Source organism: Neolewinella aurantiaca (genome assembly GCF_008014675.1).
GTDB lineage: Bacteria > Bacteroidota > Bacteroidia > Chitinophagales > Saprospiraceae > Neolewinella > Neolewinella aurantiaca.
The window spans coordinates 23,734-42,999 of the sequence record NZ_VOXD01000039.1 but is presented as its reverse complement, the minus strand read 5'-3'; the positions used below and the strand labels follow the sequence as shown (position 1 = coordinate 42,999).

At 53.9% G+C, this 19,266-nt stretch carries 11 protein-coding genes; 2 read left to right on the top strand and 9 right to left on the bottom strand.

The window, feature by feature from the left end:
- The 7 genes from FUA23_RS19410 to FUA23_RS19380 all read right to left on the bottom strand — a co-directional run bounded on the left by FUA23_RS19410 (window position 1) and on the right by FUA23_RS19380 (window position 14,427).
- Window positions 1–4,104: a hybrid sensor histidine kinase/response regulator transcription factor gene (locus tag FUA23_RS19410; RefSeq protein WP_147932434.1), complete on the bottom strand. Its 4,104-nt coding sequence runs from the start codon at window positions 4,102–4,104 to the stop codon at window positions 1–3.
- A 378-nt stretch (window positions 4,105–4,482) separates the two neighbouring features.
- A complete protein-coding gene (locus FUA23_RS19405) occupies window positions 4,483–6,102 on the bottom strand; it encodes a SwmB domain-containing protein (protein WP_147932433.1) in 1,620 nt (539 codons plus the stop codon).
- Window positions 6,103–6,199: 97 nt separating this feature from the next.
- Window positions 6,200–7,957, bottom strand: a complete 1,758-nt coding sequence (locus FUA23_RS19400) for a RagB/SusD family nutrient uptake outer membrane protein (protein WP_147932432.1) — start codon at window positions 7,955–7,957, stop codon at window positions 6,200–6,202.
- 20 nt (window positions 7,958–7,977) lie between these two features.
- Entirely contained in the window at window positions 7,978–11,061 is a 3,084-nt protein-coding gene (locus FUA23_RS19395; protein ID WP_147932431.1) for a SusC/RagA family TonB-linked outer membrane protein, read from the bottom strand.
- 399 nt (window positions 11,062–11,460) lie between these two features.
- A complete protein-coding gene (locus FUA23_RS19390; RefSeq protein ID WP_147932430.1) occupies window positions 11,461–13,674 on the bottom strand; it encodes a DUF4132 domain-containing protein in 2,214 nt (737 codons plus the stop codon).
- A 39-nt stretch (window positions 13,675–13,713) separates the two neighbouring features.
- Window positions 13,714–13,992 (bottom strand): hypothetical protein, encoded by a 279-nt coding sequence (locus FUA23_RS19385; RefSeq protein WP_147932429.1) that lies wholly within the window; start codon window positions 13,990–13,992, stop codon window positions 13,714–13,716.
- A 36-nt stretch (window positions 13,993–14,028) separates the two neighbouring features.
- Entirely contained in the window at window positions 14,029–14,427 is a 399-nt protein-coding gene (locus FUA23_RS19380; RefSeq protein WP_147932428.1) for a hypothetical protein, read from the bottom strand.
- A 190-nt stretch (window positions 14,428–14,617) separates the two neighbouring features.
- Here FUA23_RS19380 and FUA23_RS19375 point away from each other — a divergent pair, with 190 nt between their 5' ends.
- Complete coding sequence (locus FUA23_RS19375) at window positions 14,618–15,784, top strand: DUF3095 family protein (RefSeq protein WP_147932427.1); 1,167 nt, start codon at window positions 14,618–14,620, stop codon at window positions 15,782–15,784.
- A 106-nt stretch (window positions 15,785–15,890) separates the two neighbouring features.
- On the opposite strand, the gene FUA23_RS19370 is transcribed toward FUA23_RS19375, so the two are convergent.
- Entirely contained in the window at window positions 15,891–17,168 is a 1,278-nt protein-coding gene (locus FUA23_RS19370; RefSeq protein ID WP_147932426.1) for an APC family permease, read from the bottom strand.
- Between the two features lie 112 nt (window positions 17,169–17,280).
- The gene (locus FUA23_RS19365; protein WP_187271137.1) at window positions 17,281–17,835 is read right to left on the bottom strand and encodes a SixA phosphatase family protein; all 555 of its coding nucleotides are present in this window, start codon (window positions 17,833–17,835) and stop codon (window positions 17,281–17,283) included.
- A 229-nt stretch (window positions 17,836–18,064) separates the two neighbouring features.
- Between FUA23_RS19365 and FUA23_RS19360 the strand changes: the two genes are divergently transcribed.
- Complete coding sequence (locus FUA23_RS19360) at window positions 18,065–19,066, top strand: Gfo/Idh/MocA family oxidoreductase (RefSeq protein WP_147932424.1); 1,002 nt, start codon at window positions 18,065–18,067, stop codon at window positions 19,064–19,066.
- Window positions 19,067–19,266: the final 200 nt, after the last annotated feature.

Genomic DNA, 19,266 nt, shown 5'->3' with positions numbered 1-19,266 from the left:
TCAACTGTTATTGACCAACCGTTCCTCGGATTTGGCAGCATACTGACTGGGCGGAGTCCCGTATTTCCGTTTGAAAGCCTTACTGAAATTAGAACGGCTCTTAAATCCGGTAGCTACGTATACTTCATTGACGGTCAGCCCATCGTGCACAAGCAACTCTGCGGCTCGTTTGAGGCGAAAGGATTTTAATAGTTCGTATGGAGTAAGACCTGTCATCTGCTTTACCTTCTGGTAAAAATGAGTTCGGTTCAGGAGTAATTTCCGGGCAAACGAGTCGAGGTCCGGAGAGGTATTGTCCAGGTTAATCACCATAAGTTCGTACAGACCTTCGAGGAACTCATGATCCTGAGCACTCTCTTTCTCAAGTGTCAACGGGAAATCCACTTTAAAGCGCTCGAGGAGCTGCACCCGGTTTTTCAACAGGTTCTCGATGGTCGACACCAGTAGTTGTAGCCCGAAGGGCTTTCCGATGTAGCTGTCAGCTCCGTACTTCACCCCTTTTATCCGGTCGTCGTCTTCGTTGAATGCTGTAAGCAGAACTACCGGAATGTGGCTGGTTTTAAGGTCTCCTTTGATTGCTGAGCAAAGCTCAAGCCCGTTCATATCAGGCATCTGGACATCACTCACCACCAGGTCGGGCCATTCTTCCTCCATCGCCGTCAGGCACTCCCGGCCAGTCGTGAAAGAAGTTACCTTAAAGTATTTACTGAGAAAATCCCTGACGAACTCCCGCATTTCCAGGTTGTCCTCTGCGAGAAATATTCTTTTACCTCGGTACTCTTCCGCCAGTTCAATGTTGTCTCCTGCCGCAGGGTCCGTACGAACCAGCGCCGAAGCATTGCCACGGCCAGGCTGTCTGATCCGGCCGTCTTCAAACTCCGCACTTGCCGCCGGCCGCACTACGGGCAGCTCTACGACCACCCTGGTTCCCTGGTCTACCTCCGACTGAATGGTCACCTTGCCTCCGTGTAGCTCTACCAGTCTTTTGGTAAAAGCAAGTCCTATGCCAGACCCTGTAGTTGCGTTGTACTTCTGGTTATCGACCTGGTAAAACCGGTCAAAAACGTAAGGCAGGGACGCTGCGGGGATTCCTGTTCCTGTATCTGCTATTGCCAGGTTCAGGTTGAAGCCGTCATGGGTTACCACAACTTCAATTTCGTCACCGGCAACGGTGTGTTTCAACGCGTTCGACAAGAGGTTGTCAATGATCTTTTCCAGTTTGTCCTTATCAGCATCGACGTAGATTTTATGTTCCGGAACCCTGACTTCAATTGTTTTACCCTCGCTTTTAGCCAGAAAGCGTAAATCCTGAATGATTTCGGTAAGAAAGTCCTCCAGTACAAACACCTGAGGGTATAATTCCAAAAGGTTAGCGTCCGCTTTTTGAAAATCCTGCACCTGATCAACCAGCCTGGAAATTTTTCTGGCCTGACGCTCGATCAACTGCAGGCTTTCACTGGTAGGCTTGTCCTGTGCAAACCGGCGCAACAGCAATTGTACCGGTCCGTAGATGAGGCTTACGGGAGTTTTTATCTCGTGGGAGATATTCGAGAAAAAGCGCAGCTTTTCCGCGTTGATTTTTTTCGCTGCATTTCGTTCGAGTTGTTCGATTTCCACAGCATGCCGCAGCTTCTGGAAACGGACGACGGAGTAAAGGATGACAACTCCCAACAGCAAAAACAGAAATGCATACAAAGCATAAGCAAGCACGGATCTCCACCAGGGTGGAGCGACCTGTAAGCGAAGGGAACCCACTGAGCTGCATTCGCCCCCAACTTTACAGGAGCGCACGAGCAGATTGTATTTACCCGGAGAAAGGTTGTTGAAGTTAAGCGCCCGCTGCCCCGGAAGCAGTTTCAACCAGCCGTTGTTGTCCGGCAGTAGTTTATAACTCAGGTAGTAGCTGCCCGGAGCACCAAAGTGCAGCGCGTCGATTTCGATGGAGAATACGTTTTCATCGTAATCGAGCTCAATTTCAGCGCCGGACTTCAGGCGTTGGGGCAGCAACACGCGGTCCTTTACGGTATCGCCCACGCCAATCGTTTTGTTGAGTAGTTTCAGGCTTCCGAACTGAACCCTGCCGGCTTGCTTCGGGGCGGGAATGTTTTCCGGCCTGAAAAAAGTAAATCCGCGAACGCCTGAAAACAGCAACTTACCGTCTCCCATCCGTACAGCACTGTAGTAGAAATCATCGAAAGGCAAACCGTCCTCTACCCGGTAAGTGACGATCTTATCCGACTTCGGTTCCAGCTTATTCAGCCCGGCATTCGTTCCTATCCACAGGTTGGAACTGTCATCGGAGAGCAAAGACTTTACCACGTTATTCGTCAGGCCGTTCTTGGTTGTAAAGGAAGTGAACTGCGGCCTCGCTTCTTTCCCGTTGAATTTACAGACACCACCCTGCTCGGTGCCCACCCACAGTTCTCCGTTGTTGAGCCTGATGATGCTGGAAACAAAATTGCTTGTCAGCGAGCCCGGCTCTCCGACGACGTTGAGGTAGTTATCAATCTGAACCGCTTTCAGCGGTTGGTCCGGTTTAGTGGGGATACTGTACAACCCGTTGGAGTTGGTACCCATCCAGATGATGTCTTCCAACGGATCCACGTAAAGAGTTCTGATTCTGGCGATCGGGCGGGCCTGTATCTCCGGGTTATCGCTAAGTCTCTGGACATCCTGGATTTCTCTGTTCTCGTTCATCACCGCCCGGTAGAGATCCTCCTGAAACGCGATCCATATGTTACCGGCACGGTCTTCCTTCAGTTGAAAAAAATGATAGTCCCCCGGAATACCCAGGTCGGAAAACTTTGTTTCGTACATCGCAGAGTTGCCTTTCCCCACCCGCAGCAACCGGTTTTCGTTCACTATCTTATACCAGTAATTGCCCTGCGAGTCGAGGTAAACGTACTGCAGCACTCCGGAAACACCGGCGATGGGTTCGGGCAGGGGTTCGTATGCTTTGGTTTGCGTATTGAAGAGGCGAACCGGACCTCCCGTGCCATTGATCAGTACCCGCTGGCGATCTATCGGTGTAGTGAAACTAACGTTGTTCAGATAGGTTCCTTTTCCGTCACCGCGATCATCAAGACTACTGTAAAACGGCCCCGCTTCCAGATCGAAGCGGAACGCTCCCTTATCGAAGCTTCCGACCCAGATTTCATCGTCTCCCATCGGCGCGAAGCCGCTCGAACGCAACAGCCCTCCGTTTGTCGCGAACCGGGCTACAAACGTTTCTCCGCCCTCGATCAGGGCGTCTACCGTGGAGACTTTCGTCACGCCATGCAGCAAGGTACCCATCCATAAATTCCGCCGGTTATCGACGGCAAGTTCCGGGTATGCGTCGCCTGAGAAAAGACTTCGTTCCCATTTGAAACCGGTCTCCCCGCTGAGGCTGTACTTCACCAGATGTACGCCGGCCGAAGTCCCGACCAGCAAGTGCTGACCATCAACTTTTACTGCGCACAGGCTGGAAGTGAATACATCAGGGAGAACTTCATCGAAATGACCAGTTTCAACGTCAAAAAGAAGCAGCCCGTTATTGGTTGCAATCAAGGCCAGAGCATCGTTCAGGATGTCTCCGGACAGGTAACGCAGCGGGCTTCCGGATGCAAGTCCGGTAGGGATACACTGCTTGAGAAAGTTGTATTCCTTATCGAAAACCAGTATCCCGCTTTCGTCGGTTACCGCCAGGATGGTTCCCGAAGTTGGCAGTAAGAGTATTTTCCTGATGATCGGGCCGGTGATTCCTTTCTTCTGGCGCTCGTTTGTATAGATGGTCTCAAAACGATCTTCTTCGTAATGGTACACCGAGAGCCCTTCGTCGGTACCCAGTACGAGGTTTCCTTTCTGGTCTTCCACCAGGCTGCGAATCCGGTTACTCACCAGTAATTTTTTGCCGGGCAGGTTCTGGAACACGGTTACCGAATTGCCGTTGTAGCGGTTCAGGCCGTCAAACGTAGCTACCCACAGGTACCCCCGCGAGTCGGTCAGGATGGAACTGACGCCGTTGTGCGACAGGCCTTCCGAGATCGTAAGTTGCTCCCCTGGCTTCAGTAAACACTGCCCTGCACCCGCGGCCGCGCCCAGCACACACCAAAATACCAACAAAATTTGAACAACCTTTTTCACAGAATCGACATCATAAATTTAAGAAAGTGGAAGTTAGGAATTTAGGGAGTAAAGGTGATATCGCTCTTACAACTGCCTGTTTTGGGCGCGGACGCAGGTGCAAAGGCGGTCTTGATGAAGCGGGGGACTAACCAAGAAGCCCCCCGCTGCGGCACGTATCAGGGTCCATACTGCTGGACATTTTTGATTTTCCACCTCACCCTCCGCCTTCTCCAGCAAGCTTTGCTTCCTCTGACCACCAAGCCAGCTTAACTTTGGCGCATTGTAATTATACAAGTACTTCGTGCTCGCCTAAGGCTCAGCGGAGAGGGAACCAAACCTCGAAGAAGCCGCGAAGTGAAACGTCCAATAGTATGATCAGGGTCTTAACTCGCGCGCGCTGATGGATAGGGCATCGATATAATAAGTCGCCGTAGCACTGCTTATGTCTGCCTTGCGGGTACCGAATACGATTTTGGAACCGGCAGCACTGTCCATCGCGTCAATATCTAACGTCTGGCTCACTTCCACCCATTCGCCCCGGGCAACGCCCGTCAGGTCCCACACTACGGCCAGGAACGGAGCGCTGAAATTGGTGTTGATTTTGCTCACTTCGGTATCGGGGGCAATCCAGATTCGGAAACTCATATCGTAGCTTCCTGCGGGGAAGTTGAATTCTGCGTCCGTAACGGTACTCTGGCACTTCATGTTACCGGGAGCGTTGGCGGCATCATCGGTAAAAAAGCGAAGACTTCCGCTTCCCGAAAACGCCATATCCGTAGTAACCTCAAACTGCGGATGCTGGTAGAACCATCCCGTTCCACCGGTTTCGAAATCCCACACGTCCGAAATCAGCGCATTGGCTGCCTGGCCAAAACTAAGCCGTTCCGGCCCAAAAGCTTCAAGTGTTCTGTTGTCCAGAGAGGTGATCGTACCGCCGGCATAGGTAACGGTAACGGTGTCGGTATTGTAAACAGGCTCAGCCAGCACGAGCTCGATCATGGTTGCATCAGCGGTATTTACCCGGGCAGTTTGTACTGCTATGTCCTGGTCAAAGTCGCCATTGGTTACGTGAACCGTAAAGTCTTCCTCCTGTCCACTGAAGGAAGCGGCTTCGCCACTGATGCGGAAGGCAATTACGTCGTCCTCAGTTTCGATCAGGTCTCCCGTAAACACAAATGGCTCGGAAGAGGGAATCACCGTTACTCTGACCGGAATCACCTTGTCTACGGTCTGAGGAGGAGCGAGGTCTCCCCCACGAATAAGGCGGAATGTTCCGCCCGTGTGTTCGCCCAGGCTGGGGTAAGAGATCGTTGCCACCGAATCTGTACTGCCGGCGGGGGTACCACCGTTGAGCTGCCAGCGCCGGCCGGTAGGCCGGCCGGAAGATGAAAGGTCGACAAAGGTCAGTGACTGACCTACTTCCAGCGTAACCTCGGGCCAGCTGCCGGAATCGTCCATATCGGGCTGGTCTTCACTGCTTACGGAAATGACTTCTTCGTCTCCGTTCATGATGCGGAAGGCTGGCTTCAGGTCGTCGAATACATCAACCAGATAAGTTGTATCGATGACCCAGTTGTCTCCTTCCCGGACAGCGGTGGTGCCAGTAGTTTCGAAATTGACCTGGCGGTCAAATACATTGCGTAACCGAACGGTCTGCAGCCCCGGCCGGGCAAACAATACGTTGACAGTGGTTTCCTCCGTTTCCAACAGGTTTGGGATAATGAATTCGGTATACACGGAGTCGTTGGTCGTGATCCCGTCGGTGAGCAGGAAGTTACCTTCCTCGATCGACCATGAATGGCTGATGACGCCCTGAGAAACATCGGCAAAAGGTAAATAGTCGTTTATCGCTACGTAGGGAATATTATTGGCGTCTCTTGCCCTTGTTCCCAGCAGCACCTGTACGTCCGCAAGGTCATTCGGTACAACGAACTCTTTTTCACAACCTGCTAAAAAGGCCGTAAGAACCAGCCCCAGAAATAGTAATTTTTTCATTTTAGATTTTAATTGGCGGTTGGGCGGCAAGAGACGATTGCTCTTGCCGCTCAACCGCGGCCAATGATGGTACAACGGTTTCGTTTAAGGTTGGTCCTTAGTTAGAGATCGAACTGTTGTTTTGGATTTCGGAGAGAGGAATGGGCAGGTAAGCGTGCTCGCTTTCCAGGTAGTTCTGGGCTGCAATTTCGAATTCCTCAATGGCGGGTTCTGCGTTTTGATTGGTCGTTTCGCCAGCGACGAGGTAACTGCGGACACGCTTGGCCGTGTCTCCGTCTTCCGTAGGGTACTGGTAATCGATAACGTGAAAATCCAACTCGGCCAGTTCTTCGAAGCGTTGCTTCGTGATTCCCCAGCGGCGCAGGTCGATGGCACGCGTTGCGTGCCCTTCGGCCGAGAGTTCCAGGGGTTTCTCGACGAACATGAGGTGTTGCATCAACGTCTCGGCGTTGTAGTCTATACCGTCGAACGTATGGTTAGTGCCATCCGGCTGACCAAGGAGCACCAGGCCCCAACGGGCCCGGACGGCATTGAGGTTAGCCAGAGCGCCGGCCAGGTCTCCGGTTTCAATCTGGCATTCCGCCAGGTTGATGTAGACTTCGGCGAGCCGGTTAACGATGACATTACGACCTGACTTCCAACTGGTTCCCCCCAGATCGGCTTCGTTGGCGGCAATATCGTGGTTGCTGTACTTTTTCCAGTTGGAAAACCCCAGGCGGTTGAAGGGGCAGGCAATTGGCACAGAGGGCCGGAGGTAGTACTCCGTGTCAATGTCCTGTACCAGAGCTACCATCGCGGAAGCCCGGAGAGAGGCGGAGCGCATTCGGGTTCCCCCTGTACCGTCGGAGACGATGTTTCGGGCATCCAGTGGATCGAGTTGTTCGTGCATGTATTCGTAAGTGATCCAGGCTGCGGGGAACCAGTCGTCGGTGCCGGCACCACCGAGACCTTTCGGTGCGGTGTAGCGTCCGTAACGGTTATTGAAACTCTCTTCGTCCCACTGTGAGTCTTCCAGTTGAACGTCAAGGGTGTAGTTGATCTCATATATGGATTCCTTATTGAATTCGCCAGCCTCGGTAAAGAGCAAAGACATATCCTCTACCAGTTCGTAGCCGTAGGCTTCGTTTTCGATCACGTCACGGTAGTAAGGGATGGCTTCTTCAAATTGTCCGCTGTAGAGGTAGCTGTTGCCGAGGATCGTAGCGGCCGTTCCTGCGGTAACACGGCCCTGGTTGCCCAGGGCGTAACTGGCCGGAAGGTTGGCGTAGGCGTACTCCAGGTCTTCGCGCACAAAAGCGATGACTTCGGAGGACGGCGCCAGTAGCTTATTGAAGTCTTCAACTGACTGTGGCACTTTATCACGGATGATAATACTGCCTTCGTTGAAGGTGGTGTGAAGGTAGAAATGTGCCAACCCCCGGAAAAAACGGGCCTGTGCCATTTGGGTCAGCCAGCGCTCCTCATCTACGGTTCCTTCCAGTGCCTGCAGCCCTTCGATGGTCTGGTTGGCCCGGAAGATTACCTGGTAGGCGGCATCCCACTTGAAGCCGACAGTTTGGGTGCCGTTGTTGAAGCGTTGGTAGTAATAGTCGAGACCGCGGCCCGATGGATTAAGGCGGTCCCGGGGGAAGGCCATATCTCCGCGCAAGACACCGTCGCCCAGGGCGACGAAGTAGGTATGCAGGGTAGCACCGTAAACCGACGTCAGGCTGCTCTCTGTTTCTTCGAGGTTAGACCAAAAGATATCCGTACTGACCCCGTTCGGGTTTGCTTCTTCCAGATAGTCGTCGTCACAGGAAAAGGTAAAAAATGCAACGAAGAGTAAACCCGGAATAATTCTGTTTAAAAACTGCATGATCATTTAATATTTTGGAGTTAGAAGGAGAACTGGGTGCCGAAAAGGACTTGCCGGCTAATCGGGTATGTACCACGGTCGAGGCCTCTGGTCGCAATGTTGTTGCCTCCAATCTCAGGGTCGTAGCCTTTGTAATCCGTGATGGTAAGCAGGTTCTGGCCGGAGATGTAAACCCGGATGCCTTCGAAACCAGCTTTACTGATGAGCGACTTAGGTAGTTCGTACCCCAGGGTCAATGCGCGCAAGCGCAGGAAGGTGCCGTCTTCGAGCCAGAAATCGGTGGTGCCGGCGTAGTTGGGGTGGGCTTTGGAGTCTCCCCGGTACAGCGGAATGTTTGACTCAGTATTGGAGGCCGACCACTGGTAAACGAGGTCGCGGTGACGCTCAAAACCATAAGCGTAGGCTGAACTACCGTTGATGATCTCGTGGCCAACGGAGGCGTACCACTGCATGTTGAAGTCAAACCCTTTGAAGTACAGGTTAGTGTTGAATCCTACTTCGAATTCCGGCAGAGCGCTGCCACTGTAAACGCGGTCTGTTTCGGTAATCCTGCCGTCACCGTCGGTGTCTTTGTAGATCAGGTCGCCGAGCTGCGCCGTAGGGCGCAGTTCCTGGTACGCAGCGAGTTCTTCCGCATCGTTCACCACCCCGTCGGTTTGGTAAAGGAAGTAAGCACCGGCCTCGTGGCCAACGGCAATGGTCGTCACCTTGGAGTTTGGATCTCCCAAAACGGAAGTACCAGCCGTGTTGTAAATAATCTCGGTGTCGCCGTTGATCTTAGTGATTTCGTTCACGTTGCGGGTGAAGGTGGCACCAAAGTCCATCCGTAAACCCTTAAGGCGGGTGCGGAAGCGCCCCCCCACCTCAACACCGGTGTTCGTCATATCGCCCACGTTGAGGGTCAGTTGGGCGTTGTTGCCCAGCGCGCCGGCCGAGGCGGGCAGCTGTACGGGAAACAACATTCCGTTTTTCTGGGTCGAGTAGTAGTCGGCGGTCAGCGAGAACTTACCCTGCCCTAATCCCAGGTCAAGCCCGATGTTTTGCTGAATGGAAGTTTCCCATTGTACCAGGCGGTTGGCATAGTTTCTTTGGGTAGCGCCAAACAGCAGCGTATTCCCGAAGAGGTAGTCGGCATCCTGGCTGACGACGGTGGAATAACGATACGCCGGGAAGCTTTCGTTACCGGTCTGACCATAGCTCGCTCTGATCTTGAAATTATCAATCTTCTTTAGTATCCCTTTCCAGAAAGGCTCGTCGGCAACATTCCAGGCTGCAGAAACGGAAGGGAATACACCGTAGCGGTTCTCTTCGGCGAACTTGGAGGAACCGTCGCGGCGGACGCTGGCACTGATCAGGTAACGTCCTTTGTAGTCGTACTGAAGGCGGCCGATAGTACCGATGGTTTTGATCTTGTAAGTCTGGTTGCCTCCTTCGCCGGAATTGGCGTAGGGATTGATCGTTCCGATGTTAAGAACGCTGATGTTGTTGTTGGCAACACCCTGACGCCCGGCTTCGAAGTATTCGTAGTTACGCTCATCGACCGAAAACCGGGCAAGTGCTTTGATGCGATGGTCTCCCATCTTTTTGGTGTAATCAAGTCCCGCGTCCCAGAGGAAGGTGTAGGCCCGGCTGCTGGTGTTTTCGATAAAACTCTTTGTAGGGTCTGTTTCCAGCTCGCCGGTGGTGAGGTCGAACGTGCTGTAAGCAGGGGTGAAACGTTTACCTCTCGTATTGGTAACCGAACCACCGAGGTTGGTGGTCAGGCGCAGCCCTTTAGCCAGGTCATACCCGATGTTCAGGCTTCCGTTCACCCGGTCACGGTCGCGGTCGCGTTCGTTACGCAGTACGGTTGCCAGGTTATTCAGTGAAGTTTCCTCCGGGCCCGGCGTTATCTCGATGACCTGGTCGCTGACGTCGAAAAGCGGCTGGTAAGGGCGGTAGCGGATGCCGTAGAGGAGCAGGTTACCATTGGTCTCGTCCGTCGCTTCGGCACTGAAGGCAAGGCTCCCCGTTACGCTCAGTTTATTTTTTTTGTAGCGCGTCGTAGTGCGGGCGTTGTAGCGATCGAATTTGGAATTGATCAGGTTTCCTTCCTGGGTAAAGTAGCCGCCTACGAAGCTGTAGGATACCTCCTTGTTTCCTCCGGAAACATCGAAAGCGTAGTTCTGTGTTACGGCATCTTCTACCTGCACGAAGTCGCGCAGATCATTGTCGTTGCCAAACCACTGGGGGATTCTGGTGATGGGCAGATCGAAAGAGCCCGCCACATTTTCGAAGACTGTTTGCTGGTAGTACAACTGTTCGGCGGTATTCATCAGCGGTGTACCCGAAGTAATACTGTTGATGCCGTAGCTCTGGTTGAAGTTGATCTGCATCTTCCCTGACTTTCCCGTCTTCGTTGTAATCAGGATTACCCCTGCCGCACCACGGGTACCATAGATAGCGGCCGATGCGGCATCTTTGAGGATGTCCACGGTTTCGATCTCATTGGGGCTGAGTCGGGGGTCTCCGTCCTGCGGGATGCCGTCGACAACGAAGAGCGGTGTATTGCTTCCGTCAAGCGAGGTAATACCTCTGATTTGAATGTTGGAAGCTTCGCCCGGAGCACCGGAGGCCGACGTTACGTTTACCCCCGCAACGAGGCCCTGCAGGGCCGATCCGACGTCGGAAGTAACGAATTTGTCGAGTTCCTCGGAGCTCACCTGAGCAACCGATCCGGTTACTTCTTTCTTTTTGACTTCTCCGTAACCGATCACCACTACCTGTTCGAGGTTCTGGGCCTGTTCGTCCAGTTGAATGGCCAGGGTTGGCCCCGAGACGGTTACTTCTCTGGTTTGCATCCCGGTGTAGGAGAACTGTAACACGTCTCCGTTGCGGGCGGAGAGCACAAAACCTCCGTCCAGATCGGTGATGGTGCCGGTATTGGTGGACAGTTTCATTACCGTTACCCCGATGAGCGGGTCGCCGGACTCGGAGGAAACGACGGTTCCCCGAACCTCCATGTCCTGAGCACCGAGGCTACAGGTAAAGAGAATGGCAAGAAATGTATAAAATAGTTGTTTGCATGTACGCGGCGGTATTACCGCAGTCGACCGATGGTTCATCTTCTAAATTTAAACGAGTGTAAAGTCAGAACCGGTTTTTGCATGATCCGGTACCGTTGATTGGTGTAGCCCAAAGTTGAGCTAAGGTTTAATCCGTACCGTGCCTGTCAGTAAAAAAGAGGTGCGTAAGCGTAAAGAGGTCGTCTTTACGACCGTAAAGGTTGGTGAAAACAGGTTCAGTTACGCTCCGTACGCGGTACAGGGTTTACCCCCAGGCGCATTTCTCAGGCCCGGTTCAATGTACGGTCGACCACGATACCAAAGCAAAATGCAGCGATCAAACCGCCGGAGAAGACGGCCTGATCGCTGCAGACAAGACATTCAAGTGTGCATCGGGAACTATGTCGCGACCAACGGTGCAATCTACCCTCCTTTGCACCTGCGGCCCCGCAAAAAATGCTACCATTTCAACTGACGCGTGATCGTTGTATCCGTGATTTTATCGTCTTCGGCGAGCAACAATGCTTTGGAAATGATGATCGAAAGCGTGCGGTCCCCCTCAAAAGGAAGGTAAAGCTTGTCGGCCGATTTTTTGAACGGCGAGAACGCTGCCGGAACGATACACAGGTACTGGTCGTTGGGCTCCATCAGGATATTTCCGCTGCCAATATGGATTTTGTACTTGCGCAGCTTTCCGGTTACCCGGACGAATTTGTCGTCTACGGTTGCTACGTTCCGGATTTTCAGGCGCGGAATCAGTCGCTCCAGCGCAAGCTTGCGGTTTTTGCCCATTCCCGACAGGTCACGCGTCGTGTATTCACGGAAGTAGCTCCGGAACACCTCTCCCCCACTGTCGGCCCACTGATCGTCGTTACCGATGCTGGCCACGCCGGTAAACAAGTCGGTATCTCTCAGTATTTCGGAGAGCAGTACGGGCGGAATCAGACTCAGGTCCAGCACCTCTCCCTGCTGCCGCATGTCCAGAAACCGGACCTGATCGGTACTGACGTAATTCCAGATGCCGACGTCGTTATAGTTGTCACCATCCTGCATTTCCAGAATGATGTATTCCACCCTGATGCCCAGTTCCGGCAGGTTTTGGTAGCAGGCCTGAGACTCCATACCGTGGTCATAGGCTCCGATGAGTGAGTAGGCCCATCCCCGGCCCCGCGCGAGGGTTGCGAACTGATGCTGTTTAAGGATGTGGGCCGCCATCCGGTTGCTGTACGTTGCCGTCCGCTCTTCGGCAGCGGTGAGCAGGTAAACCTCGCGAAACGCCTGTTTGAGCGGCTGGACGACTTCCCGCCGGAGGAGATAATTTCTCCACTCTTCCACCTCTGCGGTTGAGACCAGGGCCGGGTGCCAAAGGCGCATCTGCTGCCTGCCGGCCAGGTCAACCGCCTCGCCGGCGATGTCTTCCCAGCGGTCATTGGCCCGGATCACCGCAACGCTGTTTTTCCCGTCTGCATCAGAAAACAGCCAGATCAGCCGGTTGGCGAAGAAGTTGAGCAGGCTGTTTTTTTGCCAGGTATCGCGGAAGTAATTAACAGTCATTTCCCGGTTGAGGCGCAACGCCCAGTCGATGCGGTCGCGAAGGTTGATACTGTCGCGCTCCAACGATTTTTTGCGGGCTTTCAGGGCCTTCAGTTCCTCGGGGAAGCCGTCCTTCACGGCTTTAGGGATACTCTTCTGGGTTTTGTCTTCTCTGCGCCAGGCCATAACGGATTTCCCGGGCCGGATCAGCCGGACTTCCGCCACGTATGGCCCGATCTCAACTTCCATCAGATCTCCGGAAAGGTTGAATTCCATCACCGACAGGTCTTCGATCTCCTGGCGGCTCACGCCTTTTTTCTCCGCTACTTCGCGGAGGATTTTATCCACCTTATTCCGAATCCCCGTTTGCTTGATCCGGTAGGCGAGTCCGGCCAGCTGGCTGATGCCGTGCACGCCTTTGGTCAGGGAAAGGGCCGTTACGCAGGCGTTGCCGGTTTTGGTGTCGAGCGGTCCTTTATTGGGGACCTTTCTGTAGGCCACGGCAGCCAGTTCTGATAGTTTCCGGGAGAACGCTTCCTCATCGAACAGGCTGGTTATCCACAACAGACCTTTGACGGTTTGGGCATTGTCGTTGTGCAGAAAAAGGTAATGATCGTACCAATTGTTTTCCTGAACCGTTTCCGGGGTAGCACAAAGCAATTGCAGCAGTTCAGCAATAAAGCTCCTGGTCTTGCTCTTGCCGAGCGGCTTAAGTAGTTCACGCGCGGTTGTAAGCCATTTGGCCGAAGGCCGACCCGTTTTTGCGGTATATGCGTGGTGGAGGACCGGTGCAAATTCGTTGCCGGACCAGTGTGATGCCACCAGCGCGTTCATCGGCTTTCCGAAATGGTCGATGCCGGTCACGAAAAAGAAGTCCTGAACCTCTGCTTCATCTCCCAAAACGACCGTGAGGCGGCGAACGAGGTCGCGGTCGTCCTTTAGCCGAACGAGGTATTCATTGATCAGTGCAACGACCTCCGGCTCCGGGGACGCCACGTCTTTGTAGCGGCGTTCCAGCTGCAAAATCAGTTTCTTCACCGGCCAGCTCACGAGTATGTTCCAGTTCCTGATTCTTGTGTCGAGAAAGAGCCGGCCAATCTTCACTACTGCAGCGGGAGAATCGAGCAATTTGGTACTCATCAGCGCGACCAGTAGCTGGTAACGAAACGAATCTTTGTGCTACCAATAGGAGTTCACTTTCCACCCCTTGCGGGCATCTTTCAGCTGATGCGCCAACCAAACAACAAAGTCTTGCTGATCTTCAAGTGGCCACGTTTTGCGCAGGTTCTGGTACACTTTATTCTTCCCCAAACCTGATCCGAATCCAATATCACCCGAATGAACGAATCCGGAAATCTCGGCGTAGGCAGTCGCGAATCTGGCGGCTTCATACGGCGCGGGCGCAGGTGCAGTGTCGGGTTTTACGGAGGTAATGAGCTTTGCAATTTTCTTGAACATCAGGCTGGGTTAAAGGGTGAAACCGGAGAGAAATTCTTATCCGCCAATGAGCGGTGTCAGCTTAACGAAAGAGACTTCCAGCTCCCGCGAAGCCGGGATGACTTCCTCCAGATCGTCCACTTGTTGGTTACCAACAAGTACGAAGAAAGCATTCGCCCGGAAGGCCTCGATCGCTTTCAGGACCGGCTCCTGCGGGTCGATCGATTTTTTGCGCTTCAGTTTATTACCGAGGTTCAGCCGTTTCTCCGCGGGGGAAAGGTCGATCAGGTATTGATACCGTTCAGAAATGGTGGCGTTGTGCTTCCGTACCTCCTCTTCCACCCTCGCCGTGATGATATCACGCAACGTCAGCGTCTCTTTTACGATGGTCAGGCGCTGCTCCTGGGTTACAACGCCAAAAAGTGTCTCGTCTTTGATTACAATAAGTCCCATCATTCATCATTTGATACAAATCTAGGAGCCGCAATCGAAAATAACAACTTTTTAATGTAAAAAAATAAAGATTGCACTAATTTGGTTTCAAATCATGAGCCCGACAGAGTGCCTTCGGTCGAATTGATCGTGCCACAGTCGTTCAATTCGACCCCAGCGCACTCAGGCCCGCTGTTTACCGTTAGATACTCAGATGTCTAACCGTGCCTTTTATCAGGACCTTCCCGTTCGCACCAATAAGATGAGTAAACTACTGGGCAAAGAGAAACTCTTTGCTCCTGTCCCCCCCGACTGGCAGGTGATCGTCATCGACGTGATGGGGTCCACCCAGGCGGTTGCCGCGGGGCGGCACCACGATGTAAACCTGGCAGCCACGGGCGGAATCATCACCGTACTGAACCGGCTGCGGACGAAATACGATGGCTTGGTAATCCCTTACTTCTTTGGCGGAGACGGTGCCACCTTTATTGTACCCGCGGAGCTATCTGAAGACCTGGTGGCAATACTGGATAATTACCGGCATCACGTGAAACAACGAATGGACCTGGTCTTGCGGGTAGGTGCCCTCGGCGTAGACAAAGTCTACGCTGGCGGAACGTCTATCCGTATTTCGCGAGCAGCGCTCAACCGCTTGTACATCATTCCGGTCGTGCTGGGCAACGGCCTGAAGGAAGCAGAAACGAAGATAAAGGCCACCTTTATTGACGAAGAAGCACTCGCCGCCAAGCTCGAAGCGCTCGACCTTACCGGAATGGAGTGTCGCTGGAACGAAATTGCGCCACCACGGGACGCAGAACAGATTCTGGTGCTGCTCGTCAGCTCACAGGAGGATACGCTTCAGGGCAGAATCTACGGTGAGGTAATTTCCCGGATCGACCGGATTTTCGGGCCGTTGAACCAACGCCTCCCGATTGGCTCCAGCCGCCTGGTCCTCAATCTCGGTCTCATGAACCTGGCTAAAGAGATGTACGCCAGCCTCGGGCGCCTCAGTTTCAGGTACCTCCTGCGCAACTGGATCGCGACGCTCTACGGGCCCTGGTATTTCAAGCGAACCGAAGCGGGAAAAAAATACCTGGCCAGGATTACCCAACTAACCGACAGCCTGATGCTGGATGGCAACATCAATACCGTCATTTCGGGCACCGACGCTCAGATCAAAGAACTCATCACGGACCTCGAAAAACTCGAACAGGCCGGTAAAATTGTGTTTGGGTACCACGTTACCCACGCTTCGGTGATGTCTTGCTACGTCAGGGATCACGATGAAGACCACGTCCACTTTCTGGACGGTACTGAGGGAGGTTACACCAGCGCAGCGCGGATGTTTAAACAAAAGCTCCGGGAACGTAAGCAGGAATAGAAACGGTGGGGTGACTGCTTTCCTTCCCGGTTACAACTTTGACGGACACCCGAACCGGGCCAATTAACCCACGCTGCACCCGCGGCCGCGCCCTGAAAAGCGCCCTTTAAGCACGACTCGCTTTATATCCCCATTCCACCAGAAAGCAGGCGCTTACAATTCCGCCGGCAATCAGAACTCCCGTCCGGGCCGTCTGGTACTGTTGCACCAGCAGCGTAACCAGCGCTACGGAACAAATAATGAACCCCACCATGGGGATGATCCGGTTGCTTCCCGTGTCTGCGCTCTTGCGGTAACCAACCAGGTTTACAACGGCAAAAACCAGTAAGAAACCCACGCTGCCAGCGGTAGAGATGCTTTCCAGTTTCAGGGTATTGGCCATTACCAACGTCAGGACGGCCGTGATGGCCAGCCCAACGGGCTGGTTCCACAACGAGTCGGTCAGCGAATGGGGGAGCTCGTCGTCTTCGGCGAGCTCGTAGCTCACCCGGCTACCGCCGTAAAGGGATGCGTTGATGGCCGAAAAAGTGGAAATCAGAGCGGCAACCGTAATGATCGTGAAACCAATCTGCCCTAACATCGGCTTGGCGGCTTCGGCCAGGACATAATCGCGGGCGGTGGCGATTTCGCTGAACTCCAGCGAACCCACCGTAATGACCGCAATGGCGAGGTACAACAGGATGACAAAGCCCACCGAATAGTAATAAGCTTTGGGGATGTTTTCACCCGGATCGCGCAAATCAGGGGCGGAGTTGGCGATGAGTTCGAAGCCTTCGTAGGCAACGAAAATAACCATGCCCGCCGTAAGGATATCTACCGGTGAAACCCAGTTGTCCGGCGCCAGCTGGCCCAGGTTATCGTTACCCACCAGACCGTAAAACCCAAGAGCAACGAAAGCCAGCAGGATGACCAGTTTGATGATCACCGCGTAAGACTCGATCTTGCCCACCACCGCGATGCTGTAGTAATTGATGAAGGTGGCCAGCAGGATAATACCGCTCAGGTAGATGTGGCTATCCGTTGCATCGTCGCCGGTGATACCGAACAGGTTTGGCGCGTAGGAGCCAAAAGCCGCCGCATACAACGAGAGCATGATGATGTAACTGATCCAGAGCAGGTTATTGACGCCGCCGCTGAAAACACCCTTGCCAAACCCTTCGTTGACGAAGCGGACGGTTCCGCCCCGGTCGGGGTAAGCCACCGAGAGTTTCGCGTAGCTGTACGCAGTGACAAGGGCGATGAAACCCGCAACGATGAAAGCGAGGGGCGTGGCGCCCCGGGCCAGGTCGACGGCCAGGCCGAGCACGGCGAATATACCGCCACCGACCATTCCTCCGATCCCGATAGAAACAGCGTCGCGCAGGGAGATTTTACTGTCTTGCATGCTCGCTAAGTTAACGCATTTTCCCGTTCAGACGGCGCGGACGCAGGTGCAGAGTAGGGAGTCGGGAATTGGTATGCAATTTAAATCCCGGATCCAGGCAGCGTACTCTGGCTTACTGCCCCTTCGTGTTCATCTTGCGGACACCAGCTTTGCCGTCGGCCTTTACGCTTACGCGGAAGAGCCCGTCGTAATCGTCATCGTCGATGTCCTGGTATTTTTCGGTGCCGATGAGGGTGTTGACGAGTTTGGGGATGGTGTTGGAGTGGCCAACAACAAAGATCGTCTCGCCACGGTGCTTAGTCAGCCATTCTTTCGTCAGGGTTTCCGGGCTCGCATCGGCGGAGTAGGTTTGGACAGCAACGCCCGCTTCGCGGGCGATTGGCGCGGCAGTCGCCCGGGTACGCACGAAGTCAGTAGCGTAGACGGCCGAGAAATCGAAGACGCTGAGGTGCTGCGCGATGCGTTCGGCCCGCGCTTCGCCAGCCGGAAGCAATTCAGGGTCTTCGCCCTCCGCTTTTTCGGCGTGGCGGCTCAGGAAGATGACCGTTTCGGCATTCGTTTCCGCCTCCGAACCGGAAACATCGGCCATTTCGGGATTGGCGTCGGAGCCGCAGGCGACGAACAGGAAGGCGAGGAAGAATACCGCTAAAAAATAAGGCGTTTTCATGAGTTTAAACTTTAAAGGTGAATTTTGGGACGATGTGATACGGGCGCAAACCAGATTGTCGCGATTGCTCCTCCCCAGCGCAGCGGTGTGGGGAGGCTGGGAGGGGGTTGAGCGACAATCTGGTTTGCGCCCTGTGATACCGACGACTAAAAAGCCGTGCTCACAAAGCATCCTTTCTGAGTGCAAACCTAAAGCTTTAGCATTGGTTTGAAACGATAAATCAGTTCCAATGCTCAAAATAAAAACCGCCGTCATCGGCTACGGTCTTTCCGGACGTTACCTCCAGGCTCCTTTTTACCAATCCCATTCCGGCTTCGAAGTTGTGCGCATCGTAACCAGCCGGGCCGACGAAGTAACGGCCGACTTTCCCGGTCTTACGCCCACTGCTTCGGCCGAAGAAGTCTTCGCCGACCCGGAAGTCGACCTCGTCAGCATAGCTACCCCCAACGCAACACACTATGCTATTGCCCGCGCTGCCCTGGAAGCGGGTAAGCACGTGCTGGTCGACAAGCCCGCCTGCGCCACCGCAGCGGAACTGCGGGAGTTACGGGATTTGGCGGAACGCAAAGGTCTCCATCTCTTCGTATTTCAAAACCGGCGCTGGGACAGCGACTTCCTCACCGTAAAGCAGGTACTCGCTTCGGGCGACCTGGGTCGGCTGGTTGGTTTCGAAGCCCGCTACGACCGTTGGAAACCCCAGGCCAACGCCAAAGCCTGGAAGGAAACACCCGGTCCCGGCGCAGGAATGATCTACGATCTCGGCGCTCACCTGATCGATCAGGCCATCGCCTGCTTCGGCGTGCCCAACCACGTGAGTGGCCGGACGTGGATCCAGCGTCCGTTCTCCAGCATCCCCGATGCTTTTGACCTCCACCTTGAGTACGACGGCTTCGGGGCAGATTTATCGTGCAGCCTCCTCGTGCGGGAACCAACACCCCGCTACCGCCTGCACGGAGACAAAGGCTCCTTCGTGAAATACGGCATCGACGTTCAGGAAGACCAGCTGAAAGCCGGCCTGCGGCCGGCCGACTCCGGTTTCGGACAAGAACCGGAAGCACAAGCCGGAATCCTCCACACCGATGCCGGCCGGGCAACCTACCCCACCCTGACCGGCCGTTGGATGAACCTGTTCGACAATATGTATGAAGTAATTGCAGGCCGGGCTTCGTCCGCAATCCCGCTACGGGATATTATTGCCCAGCTGGAACTCATCGAAACGGTGACCGGTTAGTGCTTCAGCTGTAAATGCAGAGAATCCGGTTATCGTCCGGGAAGAGTACATTGTTTAAAAAAGCAATAAAAGAAAATTATGGATGAGTAAATTTGACATGATTCACCATCTTCCCCGAGAGGTTGGTGTTTCGAAACGTTCCTTGCACCTGCGCCCGCGCCCGCAAATTAACCTCCCTGAAATACCCTCTCACCCCCGTA